Below are 20,743 nucleotides of genomic sequence, written 5' to 3' on the forward strand. Positions count from 1 at the left end.
AAAAAGGCTTAGCTGGGATACCCAGAAAGCCCTTGAAGTTGTTCCAACTATTGGGGGAGGAACGGGCACAGTGTGCCGTTCATTCCTGATGCTGACAAATTCATATTAATGCAGTTTTAGTGCATTAATTTTGCTGTAATGCCACCCGGCGACCGCTCATGAAACACAGGAAACCGCCCATGGCGGTCAGCGCGCTCAGGGCATAAAACATCGTGGGCGCCGGGGTGTGCATCAGCAGGAAACCGCAAATCACCGGGCTCAAGGCACCGCCCAGGGCCGCGAGGTTTTGCGCGCCGTAATAACTACCGCGCAGTTCTTCCGGGGCCAGGGTGTCGACGAAGAGGAATTCGGCGGGGTAAATGATCATTTCACCGAGGGTGAAGATGAACATGGCCACGCACCAGCTCACCAGGCTGTCGGCCAGGCTGAAACCGATCAATCCGACAATGAACAGGCTGGTACCGCCCGCGATCCAGTAACGCAATTGTTCGCGTTTGAGGAAACGGCCGATCTGGTATTGCAGCAGGATCACGCTGATCGCATTGCAGGCGAGCAGGGCGGCCATGGTTTCCAGTGCCCGTTTGGAGTCGTGGGTCACCAGCAGGTATTGCGACAGGTACAGGGTGAAACGGCCATGAACCACGGTACTGAGCAGGCAGCCGCAGGTGAACATGATCAGCGTGCGGTCGTTCTTCAGGGTGACCAGGGTCTTGAGAAAACTCTGGGGCTGGCCGATTGCGGGTGTCTGGGCGGGGTCCTTCGGTATCCCGATCATCAGGAAAATACTGAAGAACGCGATGCCGCCGGCAATCAGGAACGGTGCAATCGGATACACCCCGGCAATCACCACGCCCAGCATCGGGCCGGTGGCGTAGCCGATGTTGGTCAAGGTGTAGCGCAGGGAAAACGCCTTGGCGCGCTGGCCTATGGGCAGGTTTTCGCTGAGGATCGCCTTCGAACCGATCAGGAACAGCGCCGAGGCGGTTTCGGTGATCACCAGGGTGGCGGTGGTCAGGTAGAGGTTGTCGGCGAAGGTCAGCAGCACGAAGCCGATGGCGCTGGAGAGCATCGCCAGAATCAGTAGGCGGCGCTTTTCGAGACGGTCGATGATGTAACCGCCGTAGAGCGCGAGCAGGGTGGCGATGAACACCGCGATGCCCAGCAGCAAGCCGACATCCTGTTGGTTGAGGCCGAGTTTGTTGCTCAGGAACAGCGTCAGCAGCGGGCTGGTGATGGCGCGGCTGACGACGATGGTCAGCGAAACGATCATCAACCGGCGGATAACGAGTGAGTAAGTGGCCACGGTGGTGCAAATATCCTTATTTAGATTTTAGTGTTCGTCGTAACACCCAGTCGCTGCCATTCGCGAGCAAGCCCGCTCCCACAGTTGATCTTCAGTGATCACCAATTTTGTGTTCACTGAAGATCAACTGTGGGAGCGGGCTTGCTCGCGAAGAGGCCGGATCAGGCAACGCAATGTTCAAGTCAGCCACCGATCCAGCGAACGAACCGATTCCAGCTCATCCAACCGCCACAACTGCCCGAGCAGTTCTGCCGCTTGCCCCCGCGCCATCACCCGCACCGCCAGGCTGAAAAACTTCTCCTCCAGCGCCGCATCACTCAACGGATTGCCCGGCGCACCCAGTGGCGGGTCGACACACAGGCTCGCCTGCCGACCGTCCACGGTCCGCACGCTGACGACGGGCTCGCCATCCTCTGACAGTTGCGGGTCCACTTCAAGGCGGATGCGCGACATCCAGTGAGCAATCCTTGGATCGCCCCGTTGTTCATCGTCATACGCCTCCAACCGGCAATGACCCTGCACCAGCCGGGCCGCGAGGGCATACGGCAGGCTCATCTGCGCCGCCGCCAGCGTGCTGACATCGCGTCCGCCGCACATGTCCTGCAGAAACCCGCACAACGACACCCGGACATCCTCGACTTGATCCGCGCTGACCTGCAGTTGATCCAGCAACAGCCCCAGCGCATCAATGGCTGAATGCGTTCCGCGGCACGCGGCGTAGGGTTTGATCGAACAGCGAGCGAGTTTCCACACGACGCCCAGGTCGGCATCCAGCGCGTCAGGTTGTGCAGTCTCACTTGCCAAAGTCTTGAGAAATCCGCCCCAGACATCATCGAATAATCGGGTCGGCCCGCTGATGCCTCGTTGGGCAAATCGCGCCGCCAGCAACCCACCCTCGGCGGCACGACCACTGTGAAGTTTTTTACTTTGCGAGCCGTCGTGAATAAACGCCCATAACCCCCCACTGAAACTGCCGGCAATGCCCAGCGCCGAGACGGTTTGCCCGATATCCAGTCCGAGAATTCGCGCACTGGCCGCCGCCGCAGCGAACACGCCGCAGGTGGCGGTGGAGTGCCAGCCGGCGCCGTTGTGGGCTGAGTAGCTGCCGCAGGCTTCGAGCACCCGACGGCCGATTTCGTAGCCGATTACCACAGCGGTGATCAACTCCCGGCCATTCACCGGTTGTCCAGACATCGACACCGCCGCCATGACTGCCGGCAGCACCACCGCGCCGGAATGGTCGCAGCCGCCGGTGTCGTCCAGTTCCAGGGCATGGGCGGCGACACCATTGAGCATGGCGGCCTGAGCCGCGCCGGTGCGCTGATCGGTGCCCCAGATCAGCGTGCTCCCGGTTTCTCCGTCGAAGACCTGCCGTGCCTGCTTCGCGACATCACTGCCAGCCCCGGCCAGGGTCGCGCCGAAGGTGTCGAGTATGTGCCGCTTGGCTTGGGCCACCAGTGCGGGCGGCAAGTCTTCGAATCGGCTGTCGACGCAGAACTGCGCCAGTCGCTGCATCCGTTCACTCATGAAAGGTAATCCCGATAATGCCGCTCATACACGGCCGCCGGATGGTCCTCGGTCACCGGCAGCGCCGATTCAGCCCACCATTGAGCGACGTCGGCACCCGTGGCAATCCACACGTCATCGTGCTGTTGAATCCCCTCCAGCAACTCGCGCAACACGCCAATCCGTCCGGGCGTAGCAATGATCTCCGGGTGCAGCCGTAGCACATAACACAAGCCAAACCGGTGAAACCCGGCGAAGTCCATTTGCAGGTTGCCCAGGGTGTGGCTGTAAGAAGCGATCCGCGATTGCGCCGGCGGCACGGCCGGGCTCAGGTTGAAAGCGAAGTAGGGTTCGTCTTCCAGTTCGTAGTGCAACGGCAACTCGATGACGTCGGGTGCCGTCGGATGAGCGAATGGCAAATCATCACCGCGCCACGACGATGACCAGCGTATGCCGTGATCCTTCAATGCTTCGATGAAGCCCGGCGCACCGTTGCCGGCCGGGATGCGAAACCCCGTCGGGCGCTGGCCAGTCAGCGCGCTCAACGCCTCACAGCCTTTGGCAATCTCGGCGCTTTGCTGGGCGAGGCTCAGGTTGTCGTAGTGCTGATGGCGATAACCGGCGCAGGCGATCTCATGTCCACCGGCCTGGATTGCCCGAATGTGCCCGGGGTTTTCCTCGGCGACGATACCGGGAATAAACCAGCTGCTGGAGACCTCCTGTTCGTCGAACAAACCGAGCAAACGGTCGACGCCGCGTTGGGTGCCATAGCGCCAGACCGACAGCGTCTTGTCGCGCCCGGCGACTTCCGGGGCCTGGGTCAGGATGCCGTGGACGTCGTTGTAATCGACGGTCAGTACCACGGCGCAGCGGTAGCCTTTGGGCCAGACAGTGGAATCAGCCATGGTGATGTTCCTTCAGCCACCACTGGGCGACATCGCGGCACGTGGCGAACCACACGTCATCGCGCTGGCGCATGTGTTCGAAGAGTTTTTCCAGCAGCAGGATGCGTCCTGGTTTGCCGGTGATCTTGGGGTGGAACAGGGTGGTCAGGCACAACCCTTCGTTCATCGCACCGTCGTATTCGCGGCACCAGTTATCGAGGGTCAGCGCGTAGCTGGCGGTGCGGTCCAGCCCGGAAGGAAAGTCCGGCGCGCGGGTGTAGGCGAGGGAGGCGTAGTCGTCCATTTCCCAGCGGCCGGGGATTTCCACCAGCGGTGTTTCGTGCCCCGGCACTTTTACCAGGTACGGCCGGTCATCACCGCGCATGCTGCTGGAGTAGGTCACGCCGGCGTCCACCAGCATCGCCGGGGTTTCGGCCCGCCAGTCGCCGGACGGAGTGCGAAACCCTTCGGCGCGGATGTTCAAGTGCTTCCAGAACACCTCGCGGGATTTGTTCATCACGTACTTTTGCTGTTCCAGCGTCAGGGCGTAAAAGGATTCGTGTTTGTAGCCGTGGTAGGCCACTTCATGCCCGCGCTCGACAATCGCCTGGCACTGTTTCGGCCAGTTCTCCACGACCCAGGCCGGGACGAAGAACGTCGTCGGGATTTGGTACTCATCGAGCACATCGAGGATGCGGGGCAGGGCGCGGTAAGGGCCGTAACCACCGAAACCGAAGTACTCGGGCTTGCGCCAGATCGAGCCGTTGAGCATGGCATCGCCGGTCGGGCCGTCGAGGTCGAAGGCCAGGGCGAGGCAGGCTGTGTGCTGGTCGGGCCAGGTGGGTTGGGGTGAGGAGGACATGGGTGTGGCACTCCATAATTCCATAGGTAAAACACAAAACCCTGTGGGAGCGGGCTTGCTCGCGAAGGGGCCGTATCAGTCAATGAATATGTCGAATGACACACCGCATTCGCGAGCAAGCCCGCTCCCACATTTGGTCCGGGTCGCCTGCTTAATTATTTCCCGGCGTTAATGGTCACAGTCTTGATCGCACCCAACTCCAGGTCCCATTTCTTCAGGATCGTCTGGTAAGTGCCGTCATCGACCATGCTCTGCATCGCCACTTTCACCGCCTCACTCAGCTCAGGCTTTTTCTTGCTCACGCCCAGCCCGGTGAACTGCTTGGAGATCGGCAGGCCCACGGTTTTGTACATGTCCTTTTCCTGAGTCTTCAGGTAGGGCAAGGTCTCGCTGCCCTGCATGGCGGCGTCGATACGGCTCTGACGCAATTGCGCGCGGGCATCGGCCGAGCCTTCGGTGCCGATCACGTTGATCGCAGGCTTGCCGGCGGCTTCGCAATTGGCCTTGCTCCACTCGGCGATTTCCGCCGGGAAGGTGGTGCGGCGGCTGGTGCCGACTTTCTTGCCACACAAATCAATGATCTCGTTGAAATCCTTGTTCTTCTGCAAGGTGTAGAACTGCGGGCCACTGGTGAAGTAGTCGACGAAGGTCACGCTGGCCTGACGTTCGGCGGTGTCGGTCATGCCCGACATCACCATGTCCACGCGGTCGGTGGTCAGCGCATTGATCATTTGCTCGAAGCCGGTTTCCTGCCATTTGATCTTCACGCCTAGACGTTCGGCCAGGGCATTGCCCAGGTCGTAGTCGAGACCCGTGAGGGTGTTGGTGGCCGGGTCCTTGAAGTCCATCGGCGGGTAGTTCGGCATGATCGCTACCACGACCTCGCCTTTTGCTTTGATGCTGGCCGGTAGCTCGGCGGCCCAGGTGAAGCCGGAGGCCATAACGCCTGCGAGTACTGCTGGAATAACTATGTTCTTCATGGTCGTTCTCTTATGAGTGTTGTGAGCGCCAAAGGGCGCTTAGGTTCGAACGGCAGAAATGAAGCTTTGGGTGCGCGGGTTTTGCGGACTTATTAGTATTTCTTCGGGGCTTCCAGCCTCCACGATCTGCCCGCCGTCCATGAACACCATGCGGTTGGAAACTTCGCGAGCGAAGCCCAGTTCATGGGTGACGACGATCATGGTCATGCCGGTTTGCGCCAGATCGCGCATCACCGACAGCACCTCACCGACCAGTTCCGGGTCGAGTGCCGAAGTGGGTTCATCGAACAGCATCAGCTTGGGCCGCATGGCCAGTGCACGGGCAATGGCGACACGTTGTTGCTGCCCCCCCGAGAGTTCGATCGGGTAGCTGTTGCGCTTGTCGGCCAGGCCGACGCGAGCGAGCAATTCCAAGGCTTCTTCGTGCGCTTCTTTGGGTGAACGCTTGAGCACCTGGCACGGCCCTTCGATGATGTTTTGCAGCACGGTCATGTGCGGGAACAGGTTGAAGCGCTGGAACACCATGCCGGTGGCCAGGCGTTGACGGGCAATCTGCGACTCGTTGAGTTCGTGCAGCTTGTTGCCGACGATCCGGTAACCCACCAGTTCGCCGTCGACCCAAAGACCGCCCTTGTCGATTTTTTCCAGCTGATTCACGCAGCGCAGCAGGGTGCTTTTGCCGGAGCCGGACGGGCCGATGATGCACAGCACTTCGCCTTGCTCGACTTCGATGTTGATGTCCTTGAGCGCGTGGAAATGGTCGTAGTACTTGTTCAGGCTCACGGCCTTGACGATGCTTCTCATGTGGGGCTCCTCAAGAACGCTTGCCGGCGCCGCGAGCGAAACGACGCTCCAGACGGCTTTGACCGAAGGACAGGACGGTGACCGTGGCCAGGTACCAGATACCGGCGACGATCAGCAACTCCATGACCCGGGCGTTGGCGTAGTAGATGTTCTGGGCGTTGTAGAGCAGTTCCGAGTACTGGATGACGCTCGCCAGGGAGGTCATCTTCACCATGCCGATGAACTCGTTACCGACCGGCGGAATGATCACCCGCATGGCTTGCGGCAGGATGATCCGGCGCAGCGCTTGCAGGCGCGGCATGCCGATCGACTTGGCGGCTTCGTACTGACCGGTGTCCACCGACAGCAGGCCGGCCCGCACCACTTCGGCGGTGTAGGCGCCCTGGTTGATGCTCAAGCCGAGAAGGGCGGCCGCGAACGGGGTCATCAGGCTCACGGTGTCCATTTCGAACAGGCCGGGGATGCCGATGGTGGGGAAGATCAGCGCCAGGTTGAACCACAACAGCAGTTGCAGGATCAGCGGCGTACCGCGGAACAGCCAGGTGTAGGTCACCGCCACGTAGCGCAGGATCGGGTTGGCCGACATGCGCATGATCGCGGTGATCACCCCAAAAACGATGCCCAGCGCCATGGCCAGCACCGCCATGACGATGGTGTTGAGCAAGCCCCACATGATCGCTTGGGAAGTGAGGAACTGGCCGATATAAGACCACTCGATCTTGCCTTCGGCGAAGGCTCGCACCAGTCCGAGAATCGCAATGACAATCACGGTGGCGAAGAAAATCCGCCCGTAGTAACGCCGTGGCACATGGTGGTACTGGGTGATATCGAACTGGTTTTCCGCCAGTTTGCGCTCCGCCTGGAGTCGTTCTGCCTGAGTCTGGCTCATGTTGTTTCTCCGTACACTTGGTAATTCAGGCCAACCACAATCCCTGTGGGAGCGGGCTTGCTCGCGAATGCGGTGTGTCATTCAACATAAATGGCGACTGACACGGCCCCTTCGCGAGCAAGCCCGCTCCCACAGGTTTTGTGTGCTGCTTCAGAGCCGGAAACCTTGATAGTTCTCGGTCCATTCGTGCTGCGTAGCCAGGGCCGTTTTCAACCGCCCGATTTGCTCGCGCACCTGTTGCGGCGCGGTGCCGCCCCAGCCACTGCGGGCGGCGATGGCGGCTTCGAGGGTCAGGCTCTCACGCACTTCCGCCGTCAGGCGCGGGTCAATCTCGGCCAACAGCGCCGGCGAGGCTTCCCACAGTTCGATGTCATGTTTCTCGCAGGCCTGGACCAGCGCACCGGTGATTTCGTGGGCTTCCTTGAACGGCACGCCGCGCATGGCCAGCCAGTCGGCGACTTCGGTGGCGAGGGTGAAACCCAGTGGCGCCTGACGACGCAGCTCTTCGACGTTGACCTTCATGGTCGCGACCATCCCGGCCATGGCTGGCAGCACCAGCAACAGGGTGTCGACACTGTCGAGCACGCCGTTTTTGTCTTCGCTCAAGTCGCGGTTGTACGACAGCGGCAGGGATTTCAGCGTGGAAAGCAGGCCGGTGAGGTTGCCGATCAGCCGACCCGCCTTGCCCCGGGCCAGTTCAGCGATGTCCGGGTTTTTCTTCTGCGGCATGATCGAGCTGCCGGTGGCGTAGGCATCGTCCAGCGCGACCCAGCGAAATTGCCGCGACGACCACAGGCAGAACTCTTCGGCGAGCCGGGAAATGTTGATCCCGAGCATGCTGGCGATAAACAGGAACTCGGCGACGTGATCGCGGCTGGCCACAGCGTCGATGGAGTTTTCACACACGCCGCTGTAACCCATTTCCTTGGCCGACTGCTGCGGCAAGCGCGCGATGGCGGAACCGGCCATGGCCGCCGCGCCGAGTGGCGACAGCGAAGTGCGCACGTCCCAATCCACCAGGCGTTGCACGTCACGCAACATGGATTGGGCGTGGGCCAGCAAGTGGTGAGCGAAAACGATCGGCTGGGCTTGCTGCAGGTGAGTGAAGCCCGGGCAGATACTTTCGATGTGCTGCTCGGCCTGATCCACCAGTGCTTGTTGCAGGGCCAGGACTTCAACAGCCAGGGTGCGGACGTGATCACGCAGGAACAGGCGCAGGTCGTTGGCGGTCTGGTCGTTGCGTGAACGGCCGGCGCGCAGCTTGCCGCCGAGGGCGCCGAGACGTTCGGTCAGCAGGCGTTCGATGAAGGTGTGGACGTCTTCGTCGTCCAGGGTCGGCGCGATGCTGCCGGCGCGGAAGTCATCACCGATGCGCCCCAGAGCGTCGAGCATGGTCAGGGTTTCTTGTTCGCTCAGCAGCCCGGCGCGCTGCAATTCACGGGCATGCGCCTTGGAACCGGCGAGGTCATACGGGGTGAGGCGAAAGTAGCGCTCGGGGCAACGGGACAAGGCCGCCAGGGCTTCGGACGGGCCGCTTTTGAAGCGGGCACCCCAGAGACGGTCGGTGGTTTGAGACATTGTTGTTTTCCTCGTCGGTAAAGCGAACTGAAATCGATGTGCAGAGCCAGGAACATCTGCCGGAAATGATTCGGGCGTGGTTCGGCTTAAGCAGTTTTCAAGAGGGCAGTTGCATCGTTGCGAGAGCTGATCGAAGTGTCAGCTTTTAATAGTTCGAAATCAGTGAGTTGGCACTGATGTGCGGGATTTATTAGCGGTTGCCAAGCCTGGTTTTCTGTGGTCATTATTATTTACCAGCACTGTTTTTGTTGTTGGACACAGGTTGTTGAATAGGGCGCCAGAGGTAAATAGGCATTATGGAAACCCCACTTTCCAATTCCGGAAACCCGCCGCTGAAAACGGGTCATCGGGCACCGCTGACCCTCAGCGGTCTGGACTTCAAACTGCTCAAAGTATTCAAGGCCGTGGTCGAGGCCGGCGGCTTCAGTGCCGCCCAGAACGAGCTGAATGTGGGACTGGCAGCCATCAGCAAACAGATCTCCGACCTGGAGATCCGCATCGGCATGCGCCTGTGCACCCGCGGTCGCGAGGGTTTTCACCTGACCGAAGAGGGTCGTCTGGTGTATCAGGCATCCATTGATTTATTTGCCTCGGTCGACAACTTTCGTGATCGCCTTAGTTCAGCGCAAAACGAACTGATCGGTGACCTTGGTGTGGGGGTTATTGATAATACGATTTCCGATGTTAATTCGCCGTTAGTTGCTGCGCTTAGAATAATTAATGAGACATCGCCGAAAGTAAGATTCCAACTTCAAGCCTCTCAGTTGGATGAAGTGGAAAGAGGCGTGGTAGAGGGGCGGTTAGTGGCGGGGATCGTGCCGGTTTATCAGAAACGCGAAGAGTTTGATTACTACACGCTTTATGAAGAGCGCTCCGAAGTTTATTGTGCGGTCGGTCATCCGTTATTCACGGTGCCGGAGGCAGAAATCGGCAGTCATGTACTCAAGGATTACGAGTGCATCAACCACCGCTACGCGATTCATCGCGACAAACTGAATTTTGCCCACTACGACAGCTTTTCTGCCTCAGCCAGCCAGGTCGAAGCGGTGGCATTGTTGATCAAGACCGGGCGTTTCGTGGGTTTTCTGCCACAGCATTACGCCGCATCGATGGTCGCTCAGGGGCAGTTTCGGGCGGTGCGTCCGGACCTCATCCACATCGTCACGCCGTTCAATCTGATCCTTCGCCACAACACCGTGCGCAGTCCGCTGGTCAAGGCGTTTGCCCAGGCGTTGGGGGTTGATTTGAAGGCGCCGGTGTGATGTCGACAACACGCGAAACGTGGTCTGAATCGATCGGATTAATCGCGACTTGCAGCAACTTGTTGCGCTGAAAAACTTACGACTGCTGCGCGTTCGAATGCAGGCTTCGCCAGGTGCTACATAAAGCTTGGTGTACACCGTAATGCTCGGGGTTTCAGGTGGACCTACATAGTGGTTGCTTTGATTGGGTGTATATCCGTTACCGAGGAAACGGATATGTACCCAATCCAATCCCCCGGACTACGGTTTCACATGCAGCAGGATGTAATCGTTTTTGTCGAAACTGCCGCTCAACACGGGCGGCAACGCTCCCAACGGCGTGCCCTGCAGGGCGCGGTAGTCGTTTTCATCCATCATCAACCACGCTGGCCGCTGAAGGTTTTCCAGTTCTTGGGTCGATTCGGTGAAAACCGGCTGTAAGTCCTGTTCGATGTTGACCATGAACTTGATCGCCTTGGCGTCTTTACCCATGGCGTGCAGCACCAGGGGCGCCGGGTCTTTCTGGAACAGTGCGAAGGCCGCGCGGCTGAAAGTCCGGGTGTCGTAGAGTCGGCGTTCGACCGGTTCGAATACCAGTATGTAGACCGACCACAGCGCCAGGACCGCACACGAGGCCAGTGTCTGAGCCCGCCAGCCGGGGCGCAAAAGCACCGCCAGCGCAATGACTTGCAGCACGCCGAGGATGATCAGAATTGCAGGCAGTGGCGGCAATTGCTCGGAAAAACGTCGGTGAGCGACCATCAATCCAACGGCCAGCAGGGCGGGAATCAATAACCACACCCCTTGCATCAACCCCCGCAACCAGGCGAATACCCGACCTTGCGCCACCTGAAACGGATACGCCGCAATGATCGCTGCCATGGGCAACATCGGCAGCAGATAGCGTGCCTTTTTGGCCTGGGGGATCGAGAGCCCGACCATCACGATCAGGCCGGCTGCCGTGCAGTACTGCAACAGGCGCAATGCAGGACCGGCCTGCCGTGGAGTTGTCAGCCAGACGGCGGCCAGTACCAGCAATGCCAACGGGTACGCGAGCGCATAGTTGCCCACCGAGCTGGTGAAGTAATACAGCGAACCGCTGACGCCTTCGCTACCGTCCATGCGCCCCATGAACTGCATGCGCACCACGTCGTGCATGAACTCCGGGCCGCCGACGGTTTCCGCCAGCCACAGCAGCACGCCAATGCACAAGCCCAGCAGCACCGACGCCATCAGGCCAAAACCAAAAAAATGCTGCCATTGTCGATTGAGCAAGAAATAGCTGCACAGCATGCCCGTGGGAATCACCAGCCCGATCGGCCCGCGAACCCCGAAACCCAGCAGCAACAAGGCAAAGATCAGCCACCACCGGCGCTTTGCTGCGAAATGATCGGCGGCATAGCCCAGGTAGAACACCGAAAACGCCACCGCCGCGAGCATCAAATCCAGGGACACGGCACGGGCTTCGGTGACAAACGTGTTGGTCAGCAGCATCAAGGCGATGCTCAGCAACGCCCAACGCTGGGAGTAGGGCGCCAGCAACCGGTACATCAACGTGACGATCACCGCCCCGGCAATGGCGCTCGGCAACCAGGCACTCAGGCTGTTGACCTGACCGAACGGCAGCGATAGCAGCCAGGTGAACAGTGTCGCAAGCGCCGAATAGTCCGCATACGGCTGGCCATAGGTGGTCGGAAAAACGGACGGCCCGTGGCGCAGCATTTCCTGAGCGAACAACACGAAGCGCGAATCGAAGCCGATCACCGCCTGCTGATACACCCCGGCGCTGAACAGCAGCAGCGCCAACAGTCCCAGGCCTAGCGACTGTCGGCGGATACCAGGTGACATCGCAATCAAGCGGTGACCGACGCAGCAGGCCACTGCTGATGCGGAATCGGCAGATTGCGCGATTCACCACGGCCCATCGGGAAGTACTTGAAGCCGGCGCGAGCCAGGCGATCGGCGTCGTAGAGGTTGCGTCCGTCGAAGATTATCGGTGCGTTGAGCCGCTGTTGGATCAGGTTGAAATCCGGGGCCTTGAACTGCTGCCATTCGGTGCAGATGATCAACGCATCAGCGCCGGACAATACCGATTCCGGTGTGCCCATGAGCATCAACTTGGGTTCATCGGGATACAGTTGCTGGGTTTCCTGCATGGCTTCCGGGTCGAACGCGCGGACGCTGGCTCCGGCGGCCCACAGTGATTCGAGCAGCACCCGACTCGGTGCATCGCGCATGTCGTCGGTGTTCGGTTTGAACGCCAGTCCCCACACGGCAAAGGTCTTGCCGCGCAAATCGCCCTTGTAGAACGCGTTGATGCGCTCAAACAGCTTGTGCTTCTGACGCTCGTTGATTGCTTCTACCGCTTTCAGCAAATCGTTGGAGCAATGCGCCTCTTCAGCGCTGTGGATCAGCGCGCGCATGTCCTTGGGAAAGCACGAGCCGCCATAACCGCAGCCGGGGTAGATGAAATGGTAGCCAATGCGCGAATCGGCGCCGATGCCCAGGCGCACCGATTCGATGTCGGCGCCCAGGTGTTCGGCCAGTTCGGCGATCTGGTTGATGAAGCTGATCTTGGTCGCCAGCATGCAGTTGGCGGCGTACTTGGTCAGCTCGGCGCTGCGCAGGTCCATGAACATGACCCGGTCATGGTTGCGGTTGAAGGGCGCGTAGAGGTCACGCATCACGTCACGCACTTCATCGCGTTCGCAACCGATGATGATCCGGTCCGGGCGCCGGCAATCGGCGACGGCCGAGCCTTCTTTCAAAAATTCCGGGTTGGAGACGATATCGAACTGCAGCAAGCGGCCGACCTTGACCAGGCACTTGTCGATGTGCGCGCGCAAGGTGTCACCCGTGCCCACCGGCACCGTGGATTTCTCCACCAGAATCACCGGTTGTTCACGATGACGCGCCACGGCTTCTCCCACCGACAGCACATAACTCAGATCCGCCGAACCATCGTCCCGGGACGGTGTGCCGACCGCGATAAACAATACCTGACCATGCTGCACCGCGAATTTTTCGTCGCTGGTGAACTGTAGACGTTTGGCTTCCAGGCTTTCACGCACCAGGCTGGCCAGCCCCGGTTCGAAAATGCTCACGTGGCCTTGCTGCAACAGCTCGATTTTTTTCTCGTCAATGTCCATGCAGACCACGTCGTGGCCAACTTCTGCCAGGACGGCGGCTTGCACCAGACCAACGTAACCGCTACCAAATACACTGATTTTCATGGGGCACTCCTGAGTTCGCGCGTGCGAGCAGGCCGAGAGTTAATGGTAATGACACCGAGGATGACCAAGGCCACCCCGATGGTTTTTGAAAGACTGAATGTTTCGTTGAACAGCGGCAGGCTGGCGGCCAGCAGGTACACCAGCGCGTAGCTGATGCTCAGCAGTGAATAAGCCCGGCCCAGCGGTAAATCCCGCAGGGCGGCAAGCCAGCTGAGCATCGACAGGGCGTAAGCGAAAATGGCGACCAGCACCACGGCGACAGCGCTCAGATCGATGCTGGTGGTGAGCCAGTGCTCGGGCGATGGCAGGCGGCTCATGCTCCAGCGCATGCCCAATTGCGCGGCACTGACCAACAGTACGCTGCCCAGTGCGAAGGTAATTCCGCGACGCAGGTTCATGTGTGTTGCCCCAGCAGCACCACGCCACCGATCACCAGCGCCACACCCAACCAGTGGCGACGGTCGATGGTTTCGTGGAAAACGAAGCGGGCGACCAGGGTGATCAGTACGAAGTTGAGGCTCAGCATCGGGTAGGCGATGCCGACTTCAAGGCGCTGCAACACCAGCAGCCACACCAGCAAGCCCAAACCCAGCGCGGCGAGCGCCAGCCACAGCCACGGCGAACGCAGTTTCTCGCTCCAGCCCGAGGCCTTGTCGCGCCAGCTTTCAACAGCGTATTTCTGGGCGATCTGGCCCAGGCAGGTCAGCAGGCAGGCGGTCAAGAGCAGTACCAGGCTCATGACGCCTCCTGAGGGAAAATCAGAATCACAATGTTGCCTTGTTCATAGCGCTTGCCATCCTTGGGCAGCCGTTCGATTTCGCGCAGTTCGTCGTCACCCTTGATGCGCATCACCACGCCGACCGAACCGCTCTGGCGGGCATCGCGCATCCATGCTTGAACCTGGTTCGGGTCGACTCGCTGCTGTGCGCCGTCAGGATAGGCGAGGCCATATTTCAATTCGCCTATTGTGTTGTACAACGCCACGTCCGGGCGCTTCAGGCGCCAGGCCAGGGCCCCGGCGGCGCCGAGGTCGTTGCTCAGCAACTGGTCGGTCTGGCCGAGTTCCTGGGTGTGTTCGAGGATGAACTGGTCGGGCATCTTGTTGGCGACCACCGATTCGGGCAGCCCGGCCGGCAACAAGGCGATCAGCAGCAGACTGCCGAAGGCCGGCGCCGCCCAGCATTGCAAGGGTCTGAAGGCTTGCAGCAGGTTGGCCATGATCCAGCCGGTCAGGCCGATGAACACCAGCACCAGGTTGTGCAGTTCATGGTTGTAGAGCGGCTTTTTCAGTTGCAGGTAGACCAGGGCCACCAGGATCGCCACGCCCAGTATCAGGTTCAGCAAACCATTGATGCCCAGTATCAGGCCTTGCGCAAGCTTCAAGCGGTCCACCAGTGCGTGGCCCAGCAGCAATGCCAGTGGCAACAGGCACGGCAGGATGTAGCTCGGCAATTTGCCTTTGCTGAGGCTGAAAAACAGCAGCGGCATCAACAGCCACAACAACAGGAAAGCGATATTCGACTGACGTCGTGTTTGCCACGCCTGCCGCAACGCCGCTGGCAACAACGCCACCCACGGCAGACTGAACACCACCAGCAACGGCAAGTAGTAGTACCACGGGGCGTCATGCTGGGCATCGTCCCCGGCGAAGCGGCGGATGTGTTCGTGCCAGAAGAAGAACCGCCAGTAATCGGACTCCTGGCCATGCACCGCCAAGGCCCACGGCAAGCTGACGGCGATGGCCACGACAATCGCCAACGGCCCGTAGATCAGCAGCTCACGCCAGCGTTTTTGCCAGAGCATCCAGGGCAGGGCGATCAACACCGGCAACAACCAGGCGAGGAAACCCTTGGTCATGAACCCCATGCCGCAGGCCAGGCCTAACCCGGCCCAACTGATCAGGCGTTGGGTGCGGTCGACGCTGTCCAGCGCAAACCACAAAGCGACCAGGCTCAAATTGACCCAGAACGTGAATTGCGGATCGAGATTGGCGTAGCCCGCCGCGCCGGCGATGACGGTGAGACTCATGTACAGCAGCGCACAGGCAAAACTCTTGCGTGGATCGTTCCACATCCGGCGAGCGATGAGGTAACACAGCAACACACTCAGCCCGGTGCTCAGGGCGGAGGCAAACCGCACGCCGAACAGGTTCTGGCCAAACAGTGCCTGGCTGGCGGCGATCATCCAGTAGCCGGCCGCGGGTTTTTCGAAATAACGCAAACTCATGAAATGCGGCGACACCCAGTTACCGCTCAGGAGCATGTCCTGGCTGATCTGGGCGTAGCGGGTTTCGTCGGGAATCCATAAGCCGTGGCTGCCCAGCGGCAGCAGATACGCCAGCAAGAAGATGCCCAGCAACAACGGCAATGCCCAGCGCTTGCTCATACGCCTTGTACTCCCAACCAGCCTTCGCGACCTTCCAGGGTGCCGCGCAGCACTCGGCCGACCGGCAAGGTGTCGGGGTTTTCGGGCAGCAGATCGCCCAAGGGTTGAAAATGGATGTCTCGCTGGCGCGCATCGGCGAGCAGTTTGCGGAAATCGTTGGCCATCAGAATCCCTTCTACTTCGGCATGGATCGTATAGACGTTGAGTTTTTCGGGGTTGAAGCGATCAAGAATGAAGGCGTTGAAGTCCTTGGCCGCCACGTGGGGGCCGACTACCTCATCGAACGTCGGCAGGTCCACCGGAATCTGTGGCGCACCCAAACCACCATCGGCCAATCTCGGCTGGAACAGGCTCTGGCCCCGGCAATCGCTGTTGTAGCGAAAGCTGAACGCTTGCTTGGCCTCGATCACGCGCTCGTCCGCCCGCCACCCGGCGGATGCCGAGCACTCGACGTTTTGCCCGAGGATATCGCAGAGCGTGTCCACGCCCCGACGAAGTTGCTCGATCAGCTGCTTGTCGCTCCAGCGTCCGGCATTGGCCTGCCAGCCGTGATGATCCCAGGCGTGCAGGCCGACTTCATGCCCGGCGGCCACGGTTTGACGCATCAAATGCCCAAGATCACGACCGATCGGTTTGCCGGGCCACGCGGTGCCGGCCAGCAAGATGTCCCAGCCGTACAGGCCTGCCGCGTTGGAACGGAGCATTTTCCAGAGAAATTGCGGACGGATCAGGCGCCATAAGTGGCGCCCCATGTTGTCCGGCCCGACGCTGAAAAAAAACGTTGCCTTGACCTGCGCTTCATCGAGGATTTCCAGGAGCCGCGGCACCCCCTCACGGGTGCCTCGGTACGTGTCGACATCGATTCGAAGACCTGCCTGCATTAACGCTTGTCCGCGATTTCGAGCATGGCTTCACGCAAGAAGAAGTCCAGCGTGTTGCCGATGGTTTCACTCATTTCCACGGTCGGCGTCCAGTCCAGCAGGCGCTCGGCGTTGGCGATGCTCGGTTTGCGGTGCGACACGTCCTGATACCCGGTGCCGTAGAACGCTTTGCTTTCGACATCGCGGAACCCGGCGAACGGCGGGAAGTTGTCGCGCAACGGGTGGGCTTCGAACTGACGCAGCAGCTCTTCGCCCAACTGGCGGATGCTGGCTTCGTTGTCCGGGTTGCCGATGTTGATGATCTGGCCGTTGCAGGCGTCGTTGTCGTTGTCGATGATCCGCGCCAGGGCTTCTACGCCGTCGGCAATGTCGGTGAAGCAGCGTTTTTGCTCACCGCCATCGAACAGGCGAATCGGCGTGCCTTCCACCAGGTTGAGGATCAGCTGGGTGATCGCCCGGGAACTGCCGATACGCGCCGAGTCCAGGCGGTCGAGGCGTGGGCCCATCCAGTTGAAGGGACGGAACAAGGTGAAGTTCAGGCCTTTCTGGCCGTAGGCCCAGATCACGCGGTCGAGCAGTTGCTTGGAGATCGAGTAGATCCAGCGCTGCTTGTTGATCGGACCGACGATCAGGTTGGAGGTGTCTTCGTCGAAGTTCTGATCCTGGCACATGCCATAGACTTCGGAGGTCGACGGGAAGATCACGCGTTTGTTGTACTTGACGCAGTAGCGAACCAGTTTCAGGTTCTCTTCAAAGTCCAGCTCGAACACCCGCAGCGGGTTGCGGGTGTATTCGATCGGCGTGGCGATCGCCACCAGTGGCAGGACCACGTCGCACTTCTTGATGTGGTATTCGATCCACTCGGAGTGGATGCTGATGTCGCCTTCGACGAAATGGAAGTTCGGGTGACTGCGCAGACGCTCGATGGCGTCCGAGCCGATGTCCAGGCCATAGACTTCGTATCTATCGTCACGCAGCAGGCGCTCGGACAGGTGATTGCCGATGAAGCCGTTGACGCCGAGGATCAGCACGCGCGTGCGACGCGGGGCGCGACCGGACTCGGCGCCACGCAGCACCGAACCGTCCACCAGACCCAACTCGTTGGCCAGTTGCGGGCCGCTCAGGTACAGGCCATTGTCGTTGCGCTGGCCGGCGGTAATCACCAGGGAATCTTCGCCGCAGGCGATTCGCAGCGGGTTGACGCTGATGACGCGACCAGGCGCTTGACCTTCATTGCCTTGGGCGACTTCTGCGCTCCAGACAATCAGCTTGTGCTCGCCCACGGCGCAGAACGCGCCTGGATACGGCTGGGTGACCGCACGGACCAGGTTGAACAGCTCTTCGGCGGGACGCTTCCAGACCAGTTTGCCGTCGGCTGGCGTGCGACGACCAAACACAGTGGCTTTGGATTCGTCCTGCGCCGTTTCGCTGATTTTGCCGGCGAGCAACTCTGGCAAGGTGTCACGCAGCAAGTCGGTGGCGGCCACGCGCAACTTACCGTGCAGGGTCAACGCGGTGTCGCTGCGGTCGATGGCAACCTTTTGCTGGGCAATGATGGCACCGGCATCGGCACGCTTGACCATGCGATGCAAGGTAACGCCGGTTTCGGTTTCTCCGTTGACCAGCACCCAGTTGGCCGGCGCGCGTCCACGGTAGCGCGGCAGCAACGAACCGTGCAGGTTGAAGGCGCCTTTGCTGGCGATGGCCAGCAGCGGTTCGCTCAGCAGGTGGCGGTAGTAGAACGAGAACAGGTAATCCGGGTTGAGCTTGCTGATGCGCTCGATCCACAGCGGGTGGTTGGCATCTTCGGGGGCGTGCACCGGGATGCCATTGCGGGCGCACAGTTGCGCAACCGAGCCATAGAACGCGTTCTCCTTCGGATCATCGGCGTGGGTAAACACGGCAGCAATTTCAAAGCCCGAACTGAGCAGGGTTTCAATGCCGGCACAGCCGATATCGTGATAGGCGAAGACAATAGCTTTTGCACTCATGAGAGAACCTGATCTGAAGAAGTGGAAGTGAGGCCGTCAACGGTGACAACGGGAACAGGGGCAGCAGGCTGACTACGCAGAACCTTTTCGATAAAGAACCGGGGGCGGGCGCGCACGTCGCTGTACATGCGGCCCAAGTACTCGCCCAACAGGCCCATGCCGATGAACTGACCACCGGTGAAGATGAACAGCACGGCGAACAGTACGAAGGTGCCGTCGCCGGCCCAATGGGCGCCGAAGGCCAGGCGCAGCACGATCAGCAAACTGGCAAACAGCACGCCGAGGGCCGCCATGCCGAAGCCGACGATGCTCAGCAAACGCAGGGGCGTGGTGGTCATGCAGGTGATCAGGTCGAACATCAGATTGACCAGGCGCATCGGGCTGTACTTGGACTCCCCGTGTTCGCGCTCGGCGTGGAGCACGAGGATTTCCGTGGTGTGCCGGGCGAAGCTGTTGGCAAGGATCGGGATGAAGGTGCTGCGTTCACGGCAGGCGAGCATGGCGTCGACGATAGTTCGCCGGTAAGCGCGGAGCATGCAGCCGTAGTCAGTCATGGCGACGCCGGTGGAGCGCTGCACGGCCAGGTTGATCAGCTTCGACGGCCAGCGGCGCAGCGCCGAGTCCTGGCGGTTGTTGCGCACGGTGGCGACCACGTCATAACCCAGCTCGGCCTGAGCCACCAACCGCGGGATTTCTTCGGGAGGGTTTTGCAGGTCGGCGTCGAGGGTGATGACCACATCGCCCTTGCACTGCTCGAAACCGGCCATGATTGCCGCGTGCTGGCCGTAGTTGCGGTTGAGAATGACCGCCACCACCGGGCTGTTCTCGCGACTGGCGGCGGCTTCGAGGATCTGCGCCGAGTCATCGCGGCTGCCGTCATCGACCAATACAATCTCGTAGTCATGGTGCAATTGCTGACAGGCCGCTTCGGTACGCCGGAGCAACTCGGGCAGGCTGTCTTGCTCGTTGTAGACCGGGATGACGATCGACACGCAACGGATTGGGTAAGGTTTCACAGGCTTGAGTCCATAACGTTTTCAATGGCGCCGACCACACGATCGACGTCATCGAGGGTCATGTCGGGGAACAATGGAATCGAGCACAGCCGTGCAGAGTTCCATTCGGTGTTGGGCAAATAGATGTTGGGGAAGCGTTGGCGGTAGTAGGTGTGCAGGTGAGTGGCGATGAAGTGAATGCCGGTGCCGATGTTCTGTGCCTGCAGGGCCTTCATGAATGCCTCACGGTCCAGCCCGCAGCGCTCGGTGTCGATGCGCAGGATGAACAGGTGCCAGGCGTGCTGTTGCGGGTACGCTGGAATCGCCAATGGCTGCACCTTTGAGCCTTCCAGGCGTTGCAGGTAGGCGCCGGCCAGTTCGGTACGCTTGGCGTTGATCTGGTCCAGGCGTTCCAGCTGCACCAGGGCGATGGCGGCGTTGATGTCGGCCAGGTTGTATTTGAACCCCGGCTCCATGACCTGAGCCTGGGGTTTGCGGCCGTGCGTCATGCGGTCATAGGCGTCGACGCCAAGGCCGTGAAACTTGAGCATGCGTACACGACTGGCCAGGGCCTCATCGTCACTGACGAACATGGCGCCCTCGGCGCAGGTCATGTTCTTGATCGCGTGGAAGGAGAAGATCGCCGTGCCTTTGGCGCCGACATGCCGACCTTTGTAGAAGGTGCCCGCCGCGTGGGCGGCGTCTTCGATGACCGGGATGCCGTGTTTGTCGGCCAACGCATAAAGCGGATCGAGATCGAACGCGGCGCCGGCGTAGTGCACCGGAATGATGGCTTTGGTGCGCGGCGTGATCGCGGCTTCGATGCTTGCCAGGTCACTCATCAGCGTGTCGCGATCAACGTCGACGAACACCGGTGTCGCGCCCAGCAGGCAGATCATGTTGGCGGTGGATACCCACGTCTGGGACGGCGTAATGACCTCGTCGCCAGGACCAATGCCCAATGCCAGTAACGTGATGTGCATCCCGCCGGTGGCGGAGGACAGTGCCACGGCATGACGGCATCCCACGTAGTTGGCGAATTGCTCTTCCAGTTCCTGGTTCTTCGGCCCGGTAGTGATCCAGCCGGAGCGCAATACTTGCTCTACGGCGGCAATTTCTTCATCGCCGATACTGGGGCGGGAGAAGGGGAGAAAAGCCTGACTCATGGACACCTCGGGGGCTGAAGAGCAAATAGCCTGTGAGGCTAAAAA

General features: G+C 60.4%; 18 protein-coding genes. 1 reads left to right on the top strand and 17 read right to left on the bottom strand.

Going from position 1 to position 20,743, the window contains the following annotated elements; genetic code table 11:
* Positions 1-124: 124 nt before the first annotated feature.
* The 8 genes from KW848_RS00585 to argH all read right to left on the bottom strand — a co-directional run bounded on the left by KW848_RS00585 (position 125) and on the right by argH (position 8,806).
* The gene (locus KW848_RS00585) at positions 125-1,303 is read right to left on the bottom strand and encodes an MFS transporter (protein WP_218534692.1); all 1,179 of its coding nucleotides are present in this window, start codon (positions 1,301-1,303) and stop codon (positions 125-127) included.
* A gap of 177 nt (positions 1,304-1,480) precedes the next feature.
* The gene (locus KW848_RS00590; RefSeq protein WP_218534693.1) at positions 1,481-2,830 is read right to left on the bottom strand and encodes an MmgE/PrpD family protein; all 1,350 of its coding nucleotides are present in this window, start codon (positions 2,828-2,830) and stop codon (positions 1,481-1,483) included.
* Positions 2,827-3,714 (bottom strand): polysaccharide deacetylase, encoded by an 888-nt coding sequence (locus KW848_RS00595; RefSeq protein ID WP_218534694.1) that lies wholly within the window; start codon positions 3,712-3,714, stop codon positions 2,827-2,829. Before KW848_RS00595 ends, KW848_RS00590 begins: the two co-directional genes overlap by 4 nt.
* Positions 3,707-4,555, bottom strand: a complete 849-nt coding sequence (locus KW848_RS00600; protein ID WP_218534695.1) for a polysaccharide deacetylase — start codon at positions 4,553-4,555, stop codon at positions 3,707-3,709. Before KW848_RS00600 ends, KW848_RS00595 begins: the two co-directional genes overlap by 8 nt.
* Positions 4,556-4,710: 155 nt before the next feature.
* A complete protein-coding gene (locus tag KW848_RS00605) occupies positions 4,711-5,535 on the bottom strand; it encodes an ABC transporter substrate-binding protein (protein ID WP_218534696.1) in 825 nt (274 codons plus the stop codon).
* Between the two features lie 39 nt (positions 5,536-5,574).
* On the bottom strand, positions 5,575-6,339 hold the full coding sequence (locus KW848_RS00610) for an amino acid ABC transporter ATP-binding protein (RefSeq protein ID WP_007934202.1): 765 nt from the start codon (positions 6,337-6,339) through the stop codon (positions 5,575-5,577).
* A 10-nt stretch (positions 6,340-6,349) separates the two neighbouring features.
* Positions 6,350-7,228, bottom strand: coding sequence for an amino acid ABC transporter permease (locus KW848_RS00615; RefSeq protein WP_218534697.1), 879 nt, complete (start codon positions 7,226-7,228; stop codon positions 6,350-6,352).
* Positions 7,229-7,378: 150 nt separating this feature from the next.
* Positions 7,379-8,806, bottom strand: coding sequence for an argininosuccinate lyase (argH, locus tag KW848_RS00620; RefSeq protein ID WP_218534698.1), 1,428 nt, complete (start codon positions 8,804-8,806; stop codon positions 7,379-7,381).
* A gap of 296 nt (positions 8,807-9,102) precedes the next feature.
* On the opposite strand from argH, the gene KW848_RS00625 reads away from it, so the two are divergent.
* A complete protein-coding gene (locus KW848_RS00625) occupies positions 9,103-10,068 on the top strand; it encodes a LysR family transcriptional regulator (RefSeq protein WP_218534699.1) in 966 nt (321 codons plus the stop codon).
* Between the two features lie 240 nt (positions 10,069-10,308).
* Here the strand turns inward: KW848_RS00625 and KW848_RS00630 are convergent, their stop codons facing one another.
* The 9 genes from KW848_RS00630 to arnB are packed head-to-tail and all read right to left on the bottom strand — an operon-like array spanning position 10,309 to position 20,698.
* A complete protein-coding gene (locus KW848_RS00630; protein WP_218534700.1) occupies positions 10,309-11,895 on the bottom strand; it encodes a glycosyltransferase family 39 protein in 1,587 nt (528 codons plus the stop codon).
* Positions 11,896-11,900: 5 nt separating this feature from the next.
* Positions 11,901-13,280, bottom strand: a complete 1,380-nt coding sequence (locus KW848_RS00635; RefSeq protein WP_218534701.1) for a UDP-glucose/GDP-mannose dehydrogenase family protein — start codon at positions 13,278-13,280, stop codon at positions 11,901-11,903.
* Entirely contained in the window at positions 13,277-13,678 is a 402-nt protein-coding gene (gene arnF, locus KW848_RS00640) for a 4-amino-4-deoxy-L-arabinose-phosphoundecaprenol flippase subunit ArnF (RefSeq protein WP_111451624.1), read from the bottom strand. The genes KW848_RS00635 and arnF overlap by 4 nt, the downstream gene beginning before the upstream one ends.
* A complete protein-coding gene (gene arnE / locus KW848_RS00645; RefSeq protein WP_218534702.1) occupies positions 13,675-14,019 on the bottom strand; it encodes a 4-amino-4-deoxy-L-arabinose-phosphoundecaprenol flippase subunit ArnE in 345 nt (114 codons plus the stop codon). Before arnE ends, arnF begins: the two co-directional genes overlap by 4 nt.
* Positions 14,016-15,665: a lipid IV(A) 4-amino-4-deoxy-L-arabinosyltransferase gene (arnT, locus tag KW848_RS00650; RefSeq protein ID WP_218534703.1), complete on the bottom strand. Its 1,650-nt coding sequence runs from the start codon at positions 15,663-15,665 to the stop codon at positions 14,016-14,018. Before arnT ends, arnE begins: the two co-directional genes overlap by 4 nt.
* The gene (arnD, locus tag KW848_RS00655) at positions 15,662-16,546 is read right to left on the bottom strand and encodes a 4-deoxy-4-formamido-L-arabinose-phosphoundecaprenol deformylase (RefSeq protein ID WP_218534704.1); all 885 of its coding nucleotides are present in this window, start codon (positions 16,544-16,546) and stop codon (positions 15,662-15,664) included. The genes arnT and arnD overlap by 4 nt, the downstream gene beginning before the upstream one ends.
* Positions 16,546-18,537, bottom strand: a complete 1,992-nt coding sequence (gene arnA / locus KW848_RS00660) for a bifunctional UDP-4-amino-4-deoxy-L-arabinose formyltransferase/UDP-glucuronic acid oxidase ArnA (RefSeq protein ID WP_218534705.1) — start codon at positions 18,535-18,537, stop codon at positions 16,546-16,548. The genes arnD and arnA overlap by 1 nt, the downstream gene beginning before the upstream one ends.
* A complete protein-coding gene (gene arnC / locus KW848_RS00665) occupies positions 18,534-19,553 on the bottom strand; it encodes an undecaprenyl-phosphate 4-deoxy-4-formamido-L-arabinose transferase (RefSeq protein WP_218534706.1) in 1,020 nt (339 codons plus the stop codon). Before arnC ends, arnA begins: the two co-directional genes overlap by 4 nt.
* Positions 19,550-20,698, bottom strand: coding sequence for a UDP-4-amino-4-deoxy-L-arabinose aminotransferase (gene arnB / locus KW848_RS00670; protein ID WP_008155322.1), 1,149 nt, complete (start codon positions 20,696-20,698; stop codon positions 19,550-19,552). Before arnB ends, arnC begins: the two co-directional genes overlap by 4 nt.
* Positions 20,699-20,743 lie beyond the last annotated feature (45 nt).

Origin of the sequence: Pseudomonas sp. PDM25 (assembly GCF_019219045.1) — a bacterium.
GTDB lineage: Bacteria > Pseudomonadota > Gammaproteobacteria > Pseudomonadales > Pseudomonadaceae > Aquipseudomonas.